Source organism: Bacillota bacterium, from assembly GCA_013178045.1.
GTDB lineage: Bacteria > Bacillota > Ch66 > Ch66 > Ch66 > Ch66.
Genome location: JABLXP010000012.1, coordinates 17,096 through 36,941 on the forward strand (window position 1 = coordinate 17,096; position 19,846 = coordinate 36,941).

Sequence of the window (19,846 nt, forward strand, 5' to 3'; positions counted from 1 at the left end):
TTCACTTGGCCGCCAGAGCAGCTACGCCCGGCAGCTCGCGTCCCTCCAGGAACTCCAGGGAAGCGCCGCCACCCGTCGAGATGTGGGTAATCTGGTCGGCCACGCCTACCTTCTCCACGGCAGCTACCGAGTCTCCGCCGCCGACCACCGTGGTGGCCTTAGCTGCCGCCAGGGCTTTTGCCACCCCTTCCGTTCCCTTAGCAAACGGCTCCAGTTCAAACACACCCATCGGACCATTCCAGATGATGGTGCGCGCACGATTGATCTGCTGGGTGAATTCCCTGACCGACTGCGGCCCAATGTCCAGGATCAGCCAATCAGCTGGCACCTCGTCAACGGAAACGGTCCGCGTTAATGCATCCTCCGCCATTCGGTCAGCGATCACCACATCAACGGGCAACACCAGGTCAACTCCCCGCTGCCTGGCCTGTTCCATCAGCCGCTGAGCAAAGTCTAACTGCTCATCTTCCACCAGGGATTTGCCAACTTCCCGACCCTGGGCTTTCAGGAAGGTATTCGCCATCCCGCCCCCGATGATCAGGCCATCAACTTTAGTCAGGAAGTTTTCTAACAGCTTAATCTTATCGGAGACTTTAGCGCCCCCGATGATCGCCAACAGTGGCCGTTCCGGATGAGACATCACCCGACTCAAGGCTTCCACTTCTTTTTCCATCAGAAACCCTGCTGCCGCAGGAAGCAATTCCGCCACCCCCGCCGTCGAGGCGTGGGCCCGGTGGGCAGCACCAAAAGCATCGTTGACATAGACATCGGCCAGTTCAGCTAATTGACGCGCAAACTCTGGATCGTTTTTTTCCTCGCCAGGATGAAACCGCACATTTTCCAACAGGAGCACATCGCCCGGCTTCATCTCGGCGATCATTCGCTTCGGCTCTTCGCCGATGCAGTCGTTGGCCTTCCGCACCGGCTTGCCCAATAGCTCGGACAACCGCCGGGCCACGGGGTCAAGGCGATATTTCTCCTTGACCTCGCCTTTGGGCCGGCCGAAGTGGCTGGCCAGGATGACTTTCGCTCCTTTTTCCATAAGGTAGATGATCGTGGGTAAGGCGGCCCTTATTCGGGTATCATCGGTTATAACGTTCTGATCATCAACCGGCACGTTAAAATCAACACGCACAAATACTCTTTTGCCGGCGACGTCAAGGTCTCGTATACTGGTTGTCTGCACCAGGCACACCTCCAATTAATATCTTTACCACCCTTGCTTGGCGATATAGATCGCTAGATCCCGGACGCGGCAGGAATAGCCCCATTCATTATCGTACCAGGCCACCGCCTTAACCAGGGTCCCGTCAATAACCATCGTCGATAGGGCATCCACAATACCCGAATGGGAATCACCATTAAAGTCGCGCGATACCAAAGGTTCTTCCGTATAACCCAGAATGCCCTTGAGCGGCCCTTCTGAAGCAGCTTTCAGTGCTGCGTTGACTTCTTCCACCGAAGTCGATTTACTGACATCACAGACCAGGTCGACCAGGGAAACGTTCGGCGTCGGGACGCGCATCGCCAGACCATTCAGCTTGCCCTTCAGCTCAGGTAAAACCAGTCCGACCGCTTTGGCCGCGCCGGTGGTGGTAGGGATGATCGACAGAGCGGCTGCTCTAGCTCGGCGCAAATCCTTGTGGGCCAGATCCAGAACCCGCTGATCATTAGTGTAAGAATGAATCGTCGTCATCAGGCCCCGGGTAATGGTAAACTGTTCGTGGATGACCTTGGCCACCGGGGCTAAACAGTTAGTCGTACAGGAGGCATTGGAAATGATGTGGTGCTGCTTGGGATCATATTTCCCTTCGTTCACCCCGAGGACCACCGTAATGTCCTCATTTTTGGCTGGAGCAGTGATAATTACCTTACGGGCACCCGCCGCCAGGTGCTTCGCGGCATCTTCCCGGCTGGTAAATTTTCCCGTTGACTCGACAACAATATCCACCCCCAGATCTTTCCAGGGAAGAGTCGCGGGATCCTTAGCCGCAAAAACCTTGATTTCCTGTCCGTTAATGACCATGGCATCCGGCCTGGTTTGGATATCCGCCTGGAAGATGCCGTGGACTGAGTCATATTTCAACAGGTGAGCATTGGTTTCCACATCTGTAAGATCGTTAAGCGCGACAATCTGCAAGTCGGGGTTACTCAACGACGACCGGAGGACCAACCGACCAATTCGACCAAACCCGTTAATGCCAACTTTAACTGCCATTCTCAAGCCCCCTCGCTAATAGTAAGGCAAAACCACATCATTACGATACAGCTTATTAGAATTAACTCCTGGTAACCACCTCCGGTTCGGGAGTTTGGCACTACACTCAGCAACAAAAAATAACAGACAATTATTCTTTAATATTATTTCTAGTTGAGGCTATTTTTATTTAGAACCCTATCGCTCCAACATGTGCCAAGAGCGGTTATATTTACATCAACCTTCTACAATTTGCTTCGAAAATCCTGCCGCGTAGATCGGGTTTTTCAATTCAGAAAAAGAAAAAGAGTCCCCTTCTAGGTAGGACTCGTCTGACCTAACCACTAGTAACGCTTTCGCTTCGGAGTCGTGAAAATCCCCAGTTCAGTCCGATATTTGGCCACCGTCCGTCGCGAAATCTGAATACCTTTTTCATTGAGAATTTCCGCAATGCGCTGATCGCTTAAAGGCATACTAGGATCCTCGGCCTCAATCAATTCCCGAATCATTTTCTTGATACTCTGCGCAGAAGTCTTACTGCTGCCGGTGTTGTCTTTAACCCCACTGCCAAAAAAGTACTTGAGTTCGAACACCCCCTGGGGGGTCTGAATATACTTATTGGCTGTCGCTCGACTGACTGTCGATTCGTGCAAGCCAACCATCTCCGCCACTTGCCGTAAGTTTAAAGGTTTTAAGTATTTAATACCCTTCTCCAGAAACTCCCGTTGAATCTCAACAATACAACTGGCCACTTTATAAAGGGTCAAACGGCGCTGCTCAATACTGCGAATTAACCAGACAGCCGAATTGAGCTTACCCTCCAAAAACTTGCGTGAATCGACATCAAAACCCTCACCCTTACGCAAGAGGGTTGAGTATGTGCTGTTGATTCCCAAGCGTGGCACATTGACGTCGTTGACTAAAACGACATACTCTCCGTTTACGCGCTCCACGACCACATCTGGAACCAGATAACGTACATCGTCCAGACTCCCATATTTGAGGCCCGGTTTAGGGTCCAGGGATTTGATCAAATCCGCGATCCCTTGAACTTCCCGAATGGAAAGCCCCAGGGTAGCGGCAATTTTCGCCAGTCGTCCCCGCGCCAGATCCTCCAGGTGCCCCTGAATCACCAGCTCATTAGCTGGGTTAAGCTTCCCCAGTTGCTGCAGTTGGATCAGGAGACATTCTGCCAGGCTGCGGGCTCCCACCCCGGCGGGATCAAAAGTCTGAATAATCTTGAGGACCCGGACCACATCTTCCTCAGGTAGTTGAAAATGCTTCGCCACTTCCTCGACCGTCGTCTGAAGGTAACCGTGGTCATCGATACTCCCGATCAAAAATTCTCCCACCGCCCGATCCAGGTCGCTGGATACCGCCAGGTTCAATTGGAAATGCAGATGCTCGTGGAGTGTCGGTGCCTCGGTGACAAAATTCTCAAAGGAATGCTCGGGTAGTTCCTCCCTCGGCTGGCGAATATAGCCCAGATCACTGCGATCGGAAAAATATTCTTGCCAGTCAATGTCAAATTTTTCCTCAAATTTTTCCGAGACCTTTGACGGGTCAAGCTCGCCTGAATCGTTCTCACCAGATTCGATTTCATCTTTCACTTCTAGCAACGGATTCTCCAACAATTCCTGCTCGATATATTCTGTTAATTCAACTGCAGATAATTGTAGAATGGTGATGGCCTGGCGTAATTCTGGCGTTATGATCAGTTTTTGGGTCTGTTCCATGCTCAAACCGTAACCGATCTTCACCACATCAATCCTCCAATCATCCGCTGGGCTTTCCAACAGTTAACTTATTCGTGATTTAATCATCTGTACCTGCTAATTTTTGTTTTAATTGTTAGTAAATGGCTTCCTTGTTCTATTTTATTCGGCTCGCATCTTAAAGATGCTCTATATACACTATTCTTCAAATTTCTAAAGCCCGGGTAAACCAGCTCTTAGTCGGTCAGCGATCTCCTCAATTCTTCGCATCCGGTGGTTGACTCCCGACTTACCGACCCGGGGTTCGAGGAGTTCGCCCAACTCCTTCAGACTGGAGTCGGGGTACTGCAAGCGTAATTCAGCCAATTCGCGTAACTGGGGCGGTAGTTTCTCCAGACCAAGCTGGTCCTTAATCACCAGTATATTCCCCACCTGGCGTACAGCCGCGGTGATTGTCTTATCCAGATTGGCGGTCTCGCAATTGACCAACCGATTAACCTGGTTGCGCATGTCCTTCACAATGCGCGTATTTTCAAATTTGAGCAGGGCCGAATGAGCGCCAATTAAATTCAGAAATTCAACAATCTGATCGCTTTCTTTTAGATAGATCACATACCAGTTTTTGCGCATGCTGACCTTCGCACCCAAACCGGTTTTCCGTATTAGCTGGCAGACCTGCTGGGCATAGGTCTCATTACCCGTGATGATCTCCAGGTGGTAGGTCCCCTCCGGGTTATTGACCGAACCACTGGCCAGAAATGCCCCCCGCAGATATGCCCGGCGACAGCACTGCCGCCCAACCAGGGAGTTCTTCAGCCGGTAACTGACCCGCCGTGAAGCGTCAATGATTCCCAGGGCCTGTAAGACCTCGGTGGGAGCAGCCAGGGGAATGCGCACCCGGTAGATGCTTTGCTTTTTCAGCCTGGTTTGCCGCCGCGTCATGATCTCTACTGGCAGGTCGAACAGCGATTTGATCAGGCGAAAAGTCTTTCTGGCCACGGCCGCGTTATCCGTAGTCACGTAGAAAGCGACCTGCTGGTTGGCGCTGATCTGGATGGTTCCATCCATCCTGAGCAAAGCCGATAACTCAGCCAGCTGGCAACAACGTTTATCAGGAATGATCCGGGCCAATTCGTTCTTGGTCATTACTGAAAAAGTCACCGAACTGCCCCCTTTGACTGCTACTTATGAAATTTCCCTGGTTCGTCAACTAGGTATAAATCATCAAAATAGTGGCGATCAACCCCAAGCTTGAACTTGATGACCTGCTTGATAATGGTTTGCGCCAATCTGACCGGGTCGTGTCTGACCAGATCGGTTTCGTCCAGCAGGTGTTCACTGACCACTTTCACCTTCAATTCCCGCAGGTGCTTCGGATCAACCCGGACCGGGTAGGCCCCCTTTTCCCGGTATTTCCGCAGGAGGCTCCGATTAACCTCCTGATCATTAACGATAATGTAATCAACGATGCCTGGTCCACAGTGTTTCTGGATCGCCCGTAAATGATCAGCCGCCGAGTAGCCTTCGGTTTCCCCGGGTTGGGTCATAACATTGCAAACATAGAATTTGCCAGCCCTGGACCGCCGAACGGCCTCCTGAATGCCTTGCACCAACAAATTTGGCAAAACTGAGGTGTACAGGCTCCCCGGGCCCAGGATAATGGCGTCGGCCTCTTCAATAGCCGTGATCGCCTGAGGGACTGGCTGGCAATCAGCCGGTTTTAAGAAAACCCGTTTTATCCCGCCGCTCCCCGGGGGTTGGGCGCGGGTGATCCTGGTTTCCCCTTCAATTATTGTCCCGTCACCCAATTCCGCGCATAAAACCACCTGGTTCAAGGTCGACGGCAGGACCCGGCCCCGGACCGCCAGCACCTTGCTGACCTCCTGGATCGCTTTGACAAAATCGCCCGTGATTTCCGACATCCCCACCAGGAGCAGATTGCCCAGATTATGACCGGCTAAACCCTTTCCCTGCCTGAACCGATAGCTCAAGACCTCATCCATCAGGGTTTCCGTATCAGCCAGCGCCACCAAGCAACTCCTGATGTCACCCGGCGGAAGCACCCCCAGTTCTCCCCGTAGCCGGCCGGAACTACCCCCATCGTCACTAACCGTGACGATGGCCGTCAGGTTGCTGGTGTAATTCTTCAACCCCCGGAGCAAAACAGAAAGCCCGGTTCCTCCACCGATCACTACGATTTTGGGCCCTTTTTTTAAGGAGCGCCGCTGATAAATCAAGTCGACCAGTTCACTCTCCGTCCCTGGCATAAGGACCCCGAGCAGCGACTGGAGCATCCTTTTCATGCCGAACATCACCATGAGCAGACCAACAACTACGATGAGCAGACCACCCAACCAGGATGACCGCTGACCAATCAAGCTAAAGGTAAACTCACGAATCCGCCCCTCAATCCAGCCCAGGAAAGCCACCTGGTTGGTGATAGAAAGTCCAGCGCTCACCAGCAGTGTTCCCAGAAAGGCCAGGAAGAGCCACCGTTTCACTTTGAGGCCGGGATAAAACCACTTCACCCATTTCATAGGCGTCCCTCTCCTGGGACACTACGCGCGATATCCCGGTGCTTGACAATCACCTCGTAACCATATTTTTGCAACAGCCGGGCAATTTCGTTCACCAGGACCACTGACCGGTGCTGCCCGCCTGTGCAACCAATCGCCACCACCAGGTGAGTTTTGCCTTCTGTAATGTAATGGGGGAGCAGAAATTTCAGCAAACCACCATAACGACGCAGAAAGTGCCGCGTAACTGGATTATTAAGGACATAATCGCGAATCTGGGGATCGTGCCCGGTCAGCGGCTTGAGGTGTGGAACATAATACGGATTGGGTAGGAACCGAACATCGGTGACCAGGTCAGCGTCCAGCGGAATCCCATACTTGTAACCGAAAGACATCAAGGTAACCATAAATTTCCCGGTTTCTGTGGCAAACAGGTCAATGATCCGGTCTTTGAGCTCCTGAACGGTCAGGTCAGAAGTATCAATGATTTTGTTGGCCCGGCCGCGCAGTTCTTCCAACCGATGTCTTTCAGCCGTGATCCCTTCCAGGATTCGCCCCAGCGGAGAAAGCGGGTGCCGACGGCGCGATTCCTTAAAACGCCGGACTAAAACTTCGTCAGAGGCCTCTAAAAAGAGAATCTCGTAAGAAAAGCCCTGCGTCTTAAGATTCTCCAGAGCATCGAAAAGGGTATCAAAGAATTTCCCGCCGCGAATATCGATAACTAAGGCAACCTTATTTATCTTCCCTTCTGACTGGGCACAAAGTTCAGCAAACTTTGGAATCAAGGTCGGCGGAAGATTATCGATGCAGAAGAATCCTAAATCCTCAAGACACTGAACAGTCTGAGTCTTGCCGGCGCCGGACAACCCCGTGATGATCACCATCTGGATATCACGCTTGGGTTCGGTCATGGGCTTTCTCCTCTCCCTTCAGTCTCCGCGCCCTTTAACAGAAATGCCGGCATATCCTTTATGTCAGAATAATTCGAGAGAAGAAGCCGGTTATCCTCCCTTTTCCCGAAAGTTTATTACCCGTTCTACCGGTAACCGGGCCTGGGCGATCACCGACCGACCGTAATCCAGTTCACCAACCGAGGCAGGATAATGCGCATCGCTGTTGACAATAAAGTCCACGCCCTCATCGGCCGCCGTCAGAACCGCCCCGAGACTGGGAAACTGGTGGCCAGCATTGATTTCAAAAGCGGTGTTGTTCTGTACACAGGCGCAAGCCACTTCCTGGTAGTCGACTCCCATGAACAGACCGGGATGAGAAACAATGTCAACATCATACCGGTGAAGAGCATTAACAACTGCTTTGGTATTGCTGTTATAGACCTTTTTCCTTATCCCCCGGGAAAGCTTACCCAATTGGTTGTTCAAGACCAGCTCAACTCCATCGTTCCAACTGGCCGGGCGGATATAGGGATGGAGTCCTACAATCAAAACATCCAATTCCTGAATGATCGCTTCTGGGAGATCAATCTCACCATCAATCCCGATAATATTAGCCTCAGCCCCAACCAGAACGTGAATATCGTCGTATTCCTGGTTCAGGGCCGCCACTTCCCGCTTTATGTCTAGAAAGGTTGTTACACTGTCCACACCCCAGGTGAGATTCTGCGGTCCATGATCGGTGATGGCAATCTCCTGAAGTCCCCGCGCTCGAGCCGCTTCGACCAGCTGAAGGATAGTGGCGTGACCATCACTATAGCGCGAATGGGTATGGTAATCACCAATAAACTCCAGTTCCCCTCACCTCACTTCGGCCAATTTCCGCTTCAGGGCATCGATCAGTTTAACTGGCGAAGGATCAATTCCGTAAAGAAGAGCTAGATACACGCTGGTATAATCACCAACGTAAATCAACGAATACATCCGGGCCAGGGTAGAATCGCCCTGGGCGTAGACTTCAGTAATCCTACCGACCCGCTCGCCAATCAACTCAGTGGTAATACCGTAACGGGCCTGCACCCGCGGGTGATCGGCCGGGTCACGCAGATAGACCAGTTCCACCTGGGCCAGAAGAGGCTGAGGCCGCTCCGTCCCCACAATCTCGTTGTGATTCAGCTCAGGCATGACGTTAAAGTAGGCCATCGCTTTACTGTTCTCATTGATCTGGCCCTTCCAGCGCATCGCCACCGTCTCCGTATTACCAGCCGAGCCGTAAATCACCGGGATCCGCCCATAGAACAGCCGGGCCAACTGTTTGGCCAGATTGCCAGCCGTCGGCTGGTCTGGTCCTAAACTCTCGCGCTGCACGGTCAGTATCTGAACCAGTTCGGTAATTTCGGCAGTCGCATCGGGTAGCAGTCCCAGGCGCTGCATGACGGCAACAGTTGGAATAAACAGATAGCCGGTAGCCGCCCGCGGTGAAATCCCGCCCGGGATCACCATGACCGGCACCCCATCTCGCTCGGCTTTCTCCTTCAACTTCCCGCCCGTAGTCAAGACGATGATCTTCGCCCCCCGGGCTCTGGCCTCATCATACGCGCTTAAAGTTTCTTCCGTGTTACCCGAGTAGCTGGTGGCAAAAACCAGGGTTTGCTCCCCCACAAAGGCTGGCATCCGGTAGTCCCGGTTGACGATCACCGGAATCTGCGCCCGGTCGGCCGCATAAACCCGCAGGAGGTCCCCCCCAATCGCCGAACCGCCCAGCCCGGTCACCACCACCTGGGCAAAGTTCCCCGCTGGGAGACTGGACAATCTCTGGCCAATTTCCCAGGCTTCAGCACACTGTTCAGGTAACCGCCACAGTACCTCCAGCATCCCGCCGGGGTCAGCGGCCTTCAGTTGTCCGACATCATCCAGATCAACCGCCGGCGTTCGTTCTGCGTTTTCCACTATCCACAATCACCTCATTTCATTTTATTGCCTCTACTGCTCCAGGACCAGAGCAACCGCCCCCAGAGCGCCGGCCCGTTCCCCCAACTGGGCCGGCACAATCTTGACTGCCTGCCGCAGGTGGCCAAAAGCCCGTCGTTCCACCTCCCTTTCCATCGCCGCAAACAACAACGGGCCGCTCTGCACCAAACCGCCCCCCAGCACGATCATCGCCGGGTTGAACAGGTTGATCAGGTTGGCCACCCCGATTCCCAGATAGCGGCCAGCCCGTTCAACAATCGACCTGGCTTCCTCATCTCCATCAGTCGCAGCGTGCACAACCACCCGGGCAGTTATTTTCCCCGGATCGCCACCAGCCCGGGTCAGAATCCCGCGCGCTCTTCCCTGAGCGACAGCCTCTCTCGCCAGACGGGCAATCGCTGACCCGGAGGCCATAACCTCCAAACAACCGTAATTACCACAATTACACAGGGGACCATCTGGTTCAACCGTCATATGACCAACCTCACCGGCTCCATCAGACACTCCCCGGTACAACTGGTGGTCGATAATAATCCCACCACCAATGCCAGTGCCCAGGGTCAAGCAAATCAGTGGGCTGACCCGTTGACCCGCGCCGAACCGCTGCTCTCCTAAAGCCGCCAAATTAGCGTCGTTATCAATCAGAACCGGCAGTTGCAGCGCTGCTTCCAACCGGCTCTTTAAGGGAACATTACGCCAGCCCAAATTGGGGGCGACATACACCACCCCTGTCCGCGTATCCAGAGGACCTGGCGCCCCGACGCCGACCCCACGGATATCACGTTTGTGCAGAGCCAACCCCGCCGCATGGGTCAGGCTGGTAATACTCTGAATCAGGGTGTTGAGCACCACATCAACCCCTTCTTCGGCTTTGGTCGGCACCACGATTTCGGCTTTGACCTGCCCGCGGCCGTCAGCCAGCACAGTGTGGATTTTGGTACCGCCCAGGTCAACACCCACGACAAAGGGCTGTGCCACATCGATTCCTCCTATACCCTAATCAAATTATACTGTCTCGTGCCAAGACCTATGCGTTCACCGTAAGCTAATTGAACGCTCCAATCAATCCCCTGGTGGATGGCTTTAAATATATCAGGACAGTTTTCCCGACCGGCCAGCACTGAGCCCGGCAGGACGGGCTGCTGGTTAACCAGATCGACCGCGGCCTGGTCGATCGCCACCGGGTCCCGGGAAGCCAGGATCCCGATGTCTCCAACGACCGCCGCATCATTCCAGCCGCAACAGTCACAGTCGGGGCTGATGTTGGTCAGAAAACTGATGTACCCAACTTTACCAGCCTTATCTTTAATCGCGCCAAGAGCGTATTCAGTCATTTTCTCCTGCATCGCTTCGGGCGTAGTTTTCCAACTGATTTTGATGGCCCCTACCAGGCAGGTCACCGTGCACTCACCACAGCCGATACACTTGCTCTCATCAATCCCTGCCTTTTTATCGACCACCGTAATAGCTTGGGTCGGACACCACCGGGTACACAGGGCGCAGCCCGTACATTTTTCCTGGTTGACCCGGGGCAAAACATCGGAGTGCATCATCTGTTTACCTGCCCGCGAGCCTGAACCCATCCCCAGGTTCTTGATCGCCCCGCCAAAGCCAGACAGTTCGTGCCCTTTAAAGTGCGAAACAACCAGCAGAGCATTGGCATGGTAGATAGCGCTGCCGATTTTCACCGTCTGAAAATGCGGCTGATTGATCTCTACACTCACATAGTCTTTCCCATTCAGTCCATCGGCAATCACCAGCGGCGCGCCCACGACCGCATAGGCAAAACCATTTTCAATCGCGGTTTGCAGGTGATCCACCGCATTCGCGCGGCTCCCGACATACAGGGTGTTGGCGTCAGTTAAAAACGGCTTGCCACCACGCGCTTTAACTTTCTCGACGATCCGCCGCAAGTACTGTGGACGAATATGGGCCAGGTTACCTCTTTCGCCAAAATGCAGCTTGATCGCTACCAGATCATTGGGGGCGATCAGTTCCCCAAACCCCGCCCGTTCAAACAAACGGTCCAATTTTTCCAGCAGTCCTTGTCCCCTCCGCGCCCGCAGGTCAGTCATAAAAACATCAGCTGGCATTATATTCCCACTCCTTTCAAAACAAATTTCTCCAGCACCTCGGCCACTCCGTCATCCTCGTTGGAAACAGTGACATAATCAGCATATTGTTTAATTTCCTCCCGGGCGTTACCCATCACCACACCCAGGCCGGCATATTGAATCATGTCGATGTCATTGAAGCTGTCTCCAATAGCGATGACTTCCTCCCGGCGGATCTCCAAGCGGCTGGCCAAAGCTTGTAAGGCTTTCCCTTTAGTGGCTTCCGGGTGCAACACCTCCAGATAGTACGGTTTTGATTTCGTGATATAGAGGTGTTCACCGAAACGATGGTTTAAGTCTTCGGCCATCGCATTTAACTTGGGCTCATCGAAATTAATCACCAGGATCTTGGTTGGTTCCTGGCTCAAAAAACTGAGCAGGTCAGGCACAAGTTTGACTGGAACTCTGGATTGATCCACATAGGCTTGCGCCTCAGCGGTATACTTTTCCATCACCAGTTCATCATCAACATACGCCTGAACGTGGTAGCCATAGGTATTAATCAGCTCCAGCACCGGCCTGACGTATATACGTGGCAGCGGGGTATGATACAGGACTTCCCCCGACTGCGAATTCTTCACCAGGGCCCCCTGATAAGTGATGAGCGGGATGTTTAGCCCCATCTGCTGGGCAAAGGGATACGCAGAACGGAACATCCGGCCAGTGGCCAGCGTCACCTGCACCCCCTGTTCAATGGTACGCTGGATCGCGGCTTGTACGCGGGGGCTAATCTGTAGATCGTTGTTTAGCAAAGTATCGTCCAGGTCAATCGCTACTAATCGGTACGGCATACGAACCTCCAGAATTAATTATGTTCCCTTAAATTAACTTGCGCCAGCCGCTTCTTTCGGGTCAGGGGCTCGGGGGGGGGGTTCGACTGCTTCTTCGCCAGACTTTCCGTTTCTCAGACCTGCTGCGTTTTCTCCCGCGCCACCCAAAAGCTGACTGCTCCTCTGGCGCTCATCGGGCATTCCTTCCAGGCTTATTCGCGCCGTTTCTACGCACCCGAATGGCTCAGGGCGCTTGTCGAATCCCCCTCGCCCTCTTTTTAGCTCATGAGCGGCTGGCTCCTTAGAAAGAGGTGGCCATGTCTAGCGCCGCGACCTCTGTGACCGAGCCAGGCCGATCCCCTCTATTAATCGCGGACCAGGGCATTGAGAATGGCACTGACGATGGATAAAACCAGGGCACCAACCACAGCTGCCCAGAACCCGTGCACCTTAAAGCCATTCACCACTGAAGAGACAATCATGAGCATCGACCCATTAACCACCAGGGTAAACAACCCCAGAGTCAGCATATTGATCGGTAAAGTCAGGACCAGAATGATCGGTCGAATCACCGCATTGACGATCCCCAGCACCAGGGCCGCCACTAGAGCGGACAGGAAGCCACTGATCTCAATCCCGTTGATCACCTGGGCGGTCAGCAATAAAGCCACCGCATTCAGCACCCACCGGACAATCAGTCCGCGCACAATTACCCACCCCCAAAACTTATCCTCCATGCGAGAATTCCCCTTCATTTATTATACTCGATTATTCCCCACCCGGGTGGAAAAATTCGTACACTTCCCGGGCCGCTCCGGCGGACAGCCCTTTCACCTGGCCCAGTTGCTCCAGACTGGCTTCCTTAATTTTCTGAACCGAACCAAAGTGCTTGAGTAAAGCCCGCCGCCGCGCTGGGCCAATTCCCGGAATATCATCCAAAGCCGACCGAATGGTCCGCTGGCTACGCCGCTGCTGGTGGTAGCTCAGGGCAAACCGGTGGGCCTCATCACGCAAATGCTGCAGCAGGTGGAGCGCTGGCGAACTGCGCGGAAGAATGATTGGGTCAGGCCGTCCTTCCCCAAACAGGTGCTCAAACTCTTTCGCCAGGCCGAAGGTCGGGATGTCGTCCACTCCCAGCCGGGTCATGACTTCACGCACCGCCGTTAATTGGCCCTTTCCGCCATCGATGATCAACAGGTCGGGAAACCGGGCAAACTTGGCCTGATGCGGGGATAGTTCTCCACGCGCGATTAATTCCCGCTCCGCTAACCCCCGCTGGAAACGCCGGCCCACTACCTCCTGCAGGGAAGCAAAATCATTGGGGCCAGTCACCGTTTTTACCTGGAACCGCCGGTATTCCTTATTTTTTAGCTCACCGTTAACCGCTACGGCCATTGAGGCCACGGATTCGCTGCCCTGCAGATTCGAGATGTCAAAGCACTCGATCCGGCGTGGCAGGTCGGGCAGACCCAGTTCATCCCGCAAAGCCACCAGGGCTCCTTCCAGTCCCCGCCGCTGAACATCCTTTTCCTGCCGCCGTTGTTCCAGCGCTTCTTTCGCGTTCCGCATCGCCATTTCGACCAGTTGCCGCTTTTCTCCTCGCATCGGCACCTTCAGCTCCACCCGACCGCCCCGCTTTTCGCGCAGCCACTGGGAGATCAGCTGGTGTTCGCTGAGCTCAAACGGCAGCAGCACCATTGGTGGGATAACCTCCGCCGCTGTATAGTACTGTTTGAGGAATTCATTCAGTAGTTCGTCCGCGGGCAGTTCCTGAGGGTTCTTGACCACAAAGTTTTCGCGACCGACCAGTTTACCGGCCCGGATAAAGAAAACCTGGACCACCGCTTCCAGTTGAGCCAGGGCGATGGCCAGTATGTCTGCATCTTCCCGATCATCGGAAACAATCTTCTGCCGGGCAGCCACCTGCTCAATCGCCCGCAACCGGTCACGCAACTGGGCTGCCCGCTCGAACTCCAGGTTCTCTGCCGCCTGCTCCATCTCTGCCCTGACCGACCGCACCAGATCGTCCTGGCGGCCTTCCAGGAAAAGGAGTACCTGCTGGATCATTTCCCGGTAGGTTTGCGGATCAACCTGGCCACTGCACGGGGCCAGGCACCGCTTAATATGGGCGTTCAGGCACGGGCGCCCCCCGGGAGTAAAGGCTTTTTTGTGGCAGCTCCGCAGGGGAAACACCGATTGCAACACCTCCAGGGTTTCGCGCACTGCCCCCACATTGGTGTATGGTCCAAAGTACCGGCTGCCATCCCTGACCCGGGAGCGGGTAATGAAGACACGGGGGAAATCTTCATGCAGTGTCACTTTGAGATAGGGATAACTCTTGTCATCCCGCAAACTGATGTTGTACTTAGGCCGGTACTCCTTAATCAGGTTGCACTCGAGGATTAGGGCTTCGATCTCGGAATCAGTCAGGATATAATCCAGGTCGGCGATATTGGCGACCAGGGCCCGTGTCTTTGCCGATTGGTGCCGTGCGGCCTGGAAATAGGAACGGACCCGCTGCTTGAGCGAGCGGGCCTTCCCAACGTAAATAATGCGCTGCCACTGATCCTTCATCAGGTACACACCTGGTTTATCCGGTAACTGCTTGAGTCGCTGATAAATCCGCTCGGGAATTGCTTCGCCGTCGGCCCGTAGTTCCATTTCGGCCGGCGGTACCAGTTCCTTTTGCTTTTCCACTCAGATCCCTTCCTTCCCGCTCCAGGATCGGCCGCAAGTACTGTCCGGTGTAAGAGGCCGGGTTCAAGGCCACGTCCTCCGGGGTCCCTTCAGCAACCACCTGGCCCCCCAGTTCGCCTCCCTCGGGGCCCAGGTCAATCAACCAGTCGGCCTGTTTGACCACATCCAGGTTGTGTTCAATCACCACCACGGTGTCACCCGCGTCAGTCAGTTGTTGGAGCACGCCCAGCAGCCGGTGCACATCCGCCTTATGCAGACCGGTCGTCGGCTCGTCAAGGATGTACAGAGTCTTACCATTGCTCCGGCGGCTGAGCTCGGTGGCCAGCTTCACCCGCTGCGCTTCTCCACCCGACAGGGTAGTGGCCGGCTGTCCCAGCCGGATATATCCCAGGCCTACCTCCTGGAGGGTTTTCAGCTTGCGGTGGATTTTTGGCAGGTTCTGGAAGAATTCCACCGCCTCATCAACCGTCATGTCCAGGATTTCCGCGATGTTCTTCCCTTTGTACCTCACTTCCAGCGTCTCCCGATTGTAGCGCTTCCCCTTGCAGACCTCACAGGGAATGTACACATCGGGCAAGAAGTGCATTTCGATCTTGATGATCCCGTCGCCCCGGCAGGCCTCACAGCGTCCGCCCTTGACGTTAAAACTGAAACGGCCGGGCTGATACCCCCGGACCCTGGCCTCGGTGGTCTGGGCGAAAATATCCCTGATCCCGTCAAACACGCCCGTATATGTGGCCGGGTTCGACCGCGGGGTCCGCCCGATGGGGCTCTGGTCGATGTCAATTACCTTGTCCAGGTGCTCCAAACCCCGAATGGTATCGTGGTCGCCGGGTTTAGTTTTCGCCCCGTGGAAGTACTGGGCCAACCGCTTGTACAGGATCTCGTTAACCAGCGTGCTCTTCCCCGAACCGGAGACCCCGGTCACACAGGTGAATACCCCCAGGGGAATCCGGACCGTGATGTTCTTCAGATTGTTCTCCCGGGCCCCGACGATCTCGAGCCATTTGCCGTTTAAGGGACGGCGCACCACTGGTAAAGGAATCCGGCGCTTGCCGCTCAAATACTGGCCGGTAATCGATTCTTCTACCTGCATGATCTCCGTCAGCGTCCCCTGGGCCACCACCCGGCCCCCGTGGGCCCCGGCCCCCGGGCCGATATCGATGATGTGGTCTGCAGCCAGCATGGTGTCCTCATCGTGTTCCACCACGATCAGGGTGTTCCCCAGGTCGCGCAGCCGCTTCAGGGTAGCAATCAGCCGGGCGTTATCGCGCTGGTGGAGCCCGATGCTGGGTTCGTCCAGGATGTAGAGCACCCCCATCAGGCTGGACCCGATCTGGGTCGCCAGCCGGATCCGCTGCGCTTCGCCCCCGGACAGCGTCCCCGCCGCCCGGTTCAAGGTCAGGTAATCCAGCCCGACGTTCACCAGAAATCCCAAACGCTCTTGAATCTCCTTCAAGACCTGATAAGCAATCGTCTGCTCCCGCGGCGTCAGTTCCAACTCCCGGAAGAATTTTTGCGCTTCCACAACCGACAGTTGCGTGACTTCATAAATCGACTTGCCGCCTACCTTCACCGCCAGGCTTTCCGGCCGCAACCGGGCCCCGCCGCACTGCGGGCAAGGTTTGGCGCTCATGTACTGCTCGATTTCTTCCCGCACATGGTCCGACTGGGTCTCTTTGTACCGGCGGGCCAGGTTGGGGATGACCCCTTCAAACGTGGAAGTGAAGACCCGCACCTCATCCAGCAGATTGTGGTAGTGAAATCGAATCTTTTCCTGACCAGAGCCATAGAGGATGATGTTGAGATCCCGTTCGCTCAGCTGGCATACGGGCGTGCGTAAACTGAACCCATAGTGTTTGGCTACCGACTCCAGAAACGAGAAATAGTACATCGACGTACTGTTCCAGGCCACAATTGCCCCTTCAGCAATCGACTTGCTCTTGTCGGGAATCACCAGGTCAGGGTCGATCTCCATCATCGTCCCGAGGCCGGTACAGGCTGGGCAGGCCCCGTAGGGGTTATTAAACGAAAACATCCGGGGTGTGATCTCCTCCAGGCTGATGCCACACTCCGGGCAGGCGAAGTTCTGGCTGAATACCAGTTCCTGCCGGTCGGCCCGCGGCACCAGTAATTCGCTGCCGGCTTCTCCAGCCACCAGTTTTTCCGGCGAGGGTAGCTGAACATCAACAATGACTACCCCCTCGGCCAGCTTCAGGGCCGTTTCTAACGAATCAGCCAGGCGCTTCTCGATTTCCGGCCGGATGATCAGTCGGTCAACCACCACTTCGATGGTGTGCTTTTTATTCTTGTCCAGGTGGATTTCCTCCGTTACCTCCCGAATTTCTCCATTCACCCGGACGCGGACAAACCCCTTCTTCTTCACCTCTTCTAAGACGCGCTGGTGTTCACCCTTCCGTCCCCGCACGATCGGTGCCAGCACCTGAAGCCTGGTCTGCGGCGGGTAGGTGATTAACTGATCGACAATCTGGTCAATAGTCTGCTGGGCGATCGGTCGGCCACACTGCGGGCAGTGCGGGCGGCCCACCCGGGCAAACAACAGCCGCAGGTAATCATAGATTTCCGTGACCGTGCCCACGGTGGACCGGGGATTGCGGCTGGTCGTTTTCTGATCAATCGAGATCGCGGGGGATAAACCCTCAATACTGTCCACATCTGGCTTGTCCATCTGGCCCAGGAATTGGCGGGCGTAAGCCGATAAAGACTCCACATAACGTCGCTGCCCCTCGGCGTAGATGGTGTCAAAAGCCAGCGATGACTTGCCCGAACCGCTCAGCCCCGTGATCACCACCAGCTTATCCCGCGGAATCTCGACATCGATGTTCTTCAAGTTGTGCTGACGGGCGCCTTTCACGATAATTTTATCCGGCATGTATTTTGTCCCTACCCCTTCTCCGTCCTGAGTGCGGACCAACAACCGGCTGGACGCTGGCCGCCCGACTGAGTTTACCTCTTAACTCGATGATCAGATCCCGCAGGTCGGCCGCCCGCTCAAATTCGAGCTGTTTGGCCGCTTCTTTCATTTCCTTCTCCAGCTCGGCGATCAGTTTATGCAACTCTGATACGGTCAGACGATCACTCTGTAAGGCGGCTGAATACGTCGGTGTTGGCTCGGCAACCTGCGTCGCCTCCAAAACATCGCGCACGGCCTTCTTGATGGTTTCGGGAGTAATCCCGTGTTGCTGGTTGAACTCCATCTGGAGCTGGCGCCGCCGGTTGGTCTCATCAATGGCAACGCGCATGGACTGGGTGATGGTATCAGCGTACATGATCACCTTGCCCTCGACATTCCGGGCCGCCCGACCAATGGTTTGAATCAGTGACCGCTCGGAGCGCAAGAAACCTTCCTTGTCCGCATCCAGGATGGCCACCAGGGATACTTCCGGGAGGTCCAGGCCCTCCCGCAGGAGGTTAATCCCGACCAGGACGTCAAACACTCCCAGCCGCAGGTCCCGCAGGATTTCCATACGCTCCAGGGTATTAATCTCCGAATGCAGGTAACGGACTCTAATGTCCAGTTCCCGCAAGTAAGTGGTTAAGTCCTCCGCCATCTTTTTGGTCAGGGTGGTCACCAGGACCCGCTCGTTCCGGGCTACCCGCTCTCTGATTTCTCCGATCAGGTCATCGATCTGCCCCACCACCGGCCGCACGTGGACCTCAGGATCAACCAGGCCGGTTGGCCGGATCACCTGCTCAACCACCTGCTGGCTGTGCTCCAGTTCGTAGGGGCCGGGAGTGGCGCTGACGTAGATGGCCTGCTTAATCTTCCGCTCAAACTCCGCAAACTTCAGGGGACGGTTATCGATCGCCGAAGGCAGCCGAAAACCGTACTCGACCAGGGTCGTTTTCCGGGAAAAGTCGCCCTCGAACATCCCCCGGATCTGGGGAATAGTCATGTGCGACTCGTCAATGAACAAAAGAAAATCGTCGGGGAAAAAGTCCAGCAAAGTAAAGGGCGGCTGGCCTGGCTGGCGGCCCGTCAGGTGACGGGAGTAGTTCTCAATCCCCGTACAGAAGCCGATCTCCCGCATCATCTCCATGTCGTAACGGGTCCGCTGCTCCAGCCGCTGGGCCTCCAAGAGCTTCCCCTGTCCGCGCAGTTCCGCCAGCCGCTCCTCTAATTCCGCTTCAATACCGGCCAGGGCCCGTTCCAGTTTCTCCGGGGTGGTTACGTAGTGGCTGGCCGGGAAAATGGAGACGTGCTTGCGCAAACCGAGAACCTCACCCGTCAGGGTATCGATTTCCACAATCCGTTCAATCTCATCACCAAACATCTCCACCCGGATCGCCCGCTCCCCGTAAGAGGCCGGAAAGATTTCGATCACATCCCCACGCACCCGAAACTTGCCGCGGGTAAAGTTGATGTCATTGCGCTCGTAGTGGATGTCGACCAGTTTCCGCAGGATTTCATCCCGGTCGAAGGTCATTCCCGGCCGCAACGATAACATCAAAAAATGGTAATCTTCCGGGGAACCCAAACCGTAGATGCAGGACACGCTGGCCACAATGATCACGTCCCGCCGCTCCAGGAGCGACGCCGTGGCCGAGTGCCGCAGCTTATCGATTTCGTCATTGATGGACGAGTCTTTCTCGATATACGTATCCGTCTGGGGGACATAAGCCTCCGGCTGGTAATAGTCGTAGTAGCTCACGAAGTACTCCACCGCATTGTCGGGAAAAAACTCCTTGAACTCACTACATAGTTGCGCCGCCAGGGTCTTGTTGTGGGCGATCACCAGGGTTGGCTTCTGCACCTGCTGAATCACCTGGGCCATGGTGTAGGTTTTCCCGGAACCGGTCACCCCCAGCAGGGTCTGGTGCCGCATCCCCTGTCGCACTCCTTCCACCAGCTTGGCGATCGCCTGCGGTTGATCCCCACGCGGCGTATATTCTGATTTGAGCCGGAATTCGCCCATTTGGATCACCACCAAGATAATTTGCCTAACATGAATTAT

General features: G+C 55.1%; 15 protein-coding genes. All 15 read right to left on the reverse strand.

Going from position 1 to position 19,846, the window contains the following annotated elements:
- Position 1: 1 nt before the first annotated feature.
- Positions 2 to 1,186 carry a phosphoglycerate kinase gene (locus tag HPY81_07310; GenBank protein ID NPV27238.1) on the reverse strand — a complete coding sequence of 395 codons (1,185 nt, stop codon included), beginning with the start codon at positions 1,184 to 1,186 and terminating at the stop codon, positions 2 to 4.
- Between the two features lie 24 nt (positions 1,187 to 1,210).
- Complete coding sequence (locus tag HPY81_07315; protein ID NPV27239.1) at positions 1,211 to 2,218, reverse strand: ArsJ-associated glyceraldehyde-3-phosphate dehydrogenase; 1,008 nt, start codon at positions 2,216 to 2,218, stop codon at positions 1,211 to 1,213.
- A 323-nt stretch (positions 2,219 to 2,541) separates the two neighbouring features.
- A complete protein-coding gene (rpoN, locus tag HPY81_07320; protein ID NPV27240.1) occupies positions 2,542 to 3,957 on the reverse strand; it encodes an RNA polymerase factor sigma-54 in 1,416 nt (471 codons plus the stop codon).
- Between the two features lie 168 nt (positions 3,958 to 4,125).
- A complete protein-coding gene (gene whiA / locus HPY81_07325) occupies positions 4,126 to 5,073 on the reverse strand; it encodes a DNA-binding protein WhiA (protein ID NPV27241.1) in 948 nt (315 codons plus the stop codon).
- 20 nt (positions 5,074 to 5,093) lie between these two features.
- Complete coding sequence (locus HPY81_07330) at positions 5,094 to 6,449, reverse strand: YvcK family protein (GenBank protein ID NPV27242.1); 1,356 nt, start codon at positions 6,447 to 6,449, stop codon at positions 5,094 to 5,096.
- Positions 6,446 to 7,339, reverse strand: coding sequence for an RNase adapter RapZ (gene rapZ, locus HPY81_07335; protein NPV27243.1), 894 nt, complete (start codon positions 7,337 to 7,339; stop codon positions 6,446 to 6,448). Before rapZ ends, HPY81_07330 begins: the two co-directional genes overlap by 4 nt.
- Before the next feature lie 90 nt (positions 7,340 to 7,429).
- Positions 7,430 to 8,173 (reverse strand): PHP domain-containing protein, encoded by a 744-nt coding sequence (locus tag HPY81_07340; GenBank protein ID NPV27244.1) that lies wholly within the window; start codon positions 8,171 to 8,173, stop codon positions 7,430 to 7,432.
- Positions 8,174 to 8,179: 6 nt separating this feature from the next.
- Positions 8,180 to 9,193: a bifunctional phosphoglucose/phosphomannose isomerase gene (locus tag HPY81_07345; GenBank protein NPV27245.1), complete on the reverse strand. Its 1,014-nt coding sequence runs from the start codon at positions 9,191 to 9,193 to the stop codon at positions 8,180 to 8,182.
- Between the two features lie 108 nt (positions 9,194 to 9,301).
- Positions 9,302 to 10,267 (reverse strand): ROK family glucokinase, encoded by a 966-nt coding sequence (locus HPY81_07350; protein ID NPV27246.1) that lies wholly within the window; start codon positions 10,265 to 10,267, stop codon positions 9,302 to 9,304.
- Between the two features lie 11 nt (positions 10,268 to 10,278).
- Positions 10,279 to 11,382, reverse strand: coding sequence for a DUF362 domain-containing protein (locus HPY81_07355; protein ID NPV27247.1), 1,104 nt, complete (start codon positions 11,380 to 11,382; stop codon positions 10,279 to 10,281).
- Positions 11,382 to 12,194 carry an HAD family phosphatase gene (locus HPY81_07360; protein ID NPV27248.1) on the reverse strand — a complete coding sequence of 271 codons (813 nt, stop codon included), beginning with the start codon at positions 12,192 to 12,194 and terminating at the stop codon, positions 11,382 to 11,384. Before HPY81_07360 ends, HPY81_07355 begins: the two co-directional genes overlap by 1 nt.
- A 344-nt stretch (positions 12,195 to 12,538) precedes the next feature.
- Positions 12,539 to 12,880, reverse strand: coding sequence for a phage holin family protein (locus HPY81_07365; protein NPV27249.1), 342 nt, complete (start codon positions 12,878 to 12,880; stop codon positions 12,539 to 12,541).
- Positions 12,881 to 12,941: 61 nt separating this feature from the next.
- Positions 12,942 to 14,834, reverse strand: a complete 1,893-nt coding sequence (gene uvrC, locus HPY81_07370; protein NPV27250.1) for an excinuclease ABC subunit UvrC — start codon at positions 14,832 to 14,834, stop codon at positions 12,942 to 12,944.
- A complete protein-coding gene (uvrA, locus tag HPY81_07375; protein ID NPV27251.1) occupies positions 14,764 to 17,763 on the reverse strand; it encodes an excinuclease ABC subunit UvrA in 3,000 nt (999 codons plus the stop codon). The genes uvrC and uvrA overlap by 71 nt, the downstream gene beginning before the upstream one ends.
- Positions 17,753 to 19,807, reverse strand: coding sequence for an excinuclease ABC subunit UvrB (uvrB, locus tag HPY81_07380; GenBank protein ID NPV27252.1), 2,055 nt, complete (start codon positions 19,805 to 19,807; stop codon positions 17,753 to 17,755). The genes uvrA and uvrB overlap by 11 nt, the downstream gene beginning before the upstream one ends.
- Between the last annotated feature and the right edge of the window lie 39 nt (positions 19,808 to 19,846).

What these genes read in the sequence shown, in the direction of transcription:
- uvrB (NPV27252.1), bottom strand. Translation starts at nt 19,807, where the DNA reads ATGGGCGAATTCCGGCTCAAATCAGAATATACGCCGCGTGGGGATCAA.
- HPY81_07360 (NPV27248.1), bottom strand. Translation starts at nt 12,194, where the DNA reads ATGCCGTACCGATTAGTAGCGATTGACCTGGACGATACTTTGCTAAAC.
- uvrC (NPV27250.1), bottom strand. Translation starts at nt 14,834, where the DNA reads ATGGAACTACGGGCCGACGGCGAAGCAATTCCCGAGCGGATTTATCAG.
- HPY81_07315 (NPV27239.1), bottom strand. Translation starts at nt 2,218, where the DNA reads ATGGCAGTTAAAGTTGGCATTAACGGGTTTGGTCGAATTGGTCGGTTG.
- HPY81_07345 (NPV27245.1), bottom strand. Translation starts at nt 9,193, where the DNA reads ATGCTGGAGGTACTGTGGCGGTTACCTGAACAGTGTGCTGAAGCCTGG.
- uvrA (NPV27251.1), bottom strand. Translation starts at nt 17,763, where the DNA reads ATGCCGGATAAAATTATCGTGAAAGGCGCCCGTCAGCACAACTTGAAG.
- HPY81_07330 (NPV27242.1), bottom strand. Translation starts at nt 6,449, where the DNA reads ATGAAATGGGTGAAGTGGTTTTATCCCGGCCTCAAAGTGAAACGGTGG.
- HPY81_07355 (NPV27247.1), bottom strand. Translation starts at nt 11,382, where the DNA reads ATGCCAGCTGATGTTTTTATGACTGACCTGCGGGCGCGGAGGGGACAA.
- rapZ (NPV27243.1), bottom strand. Translation starts at nt 7,339, where the DNA reads ATGACCGAACCCAAGCGTGATATCCAGATGGTGATCATCACGGGGTTG.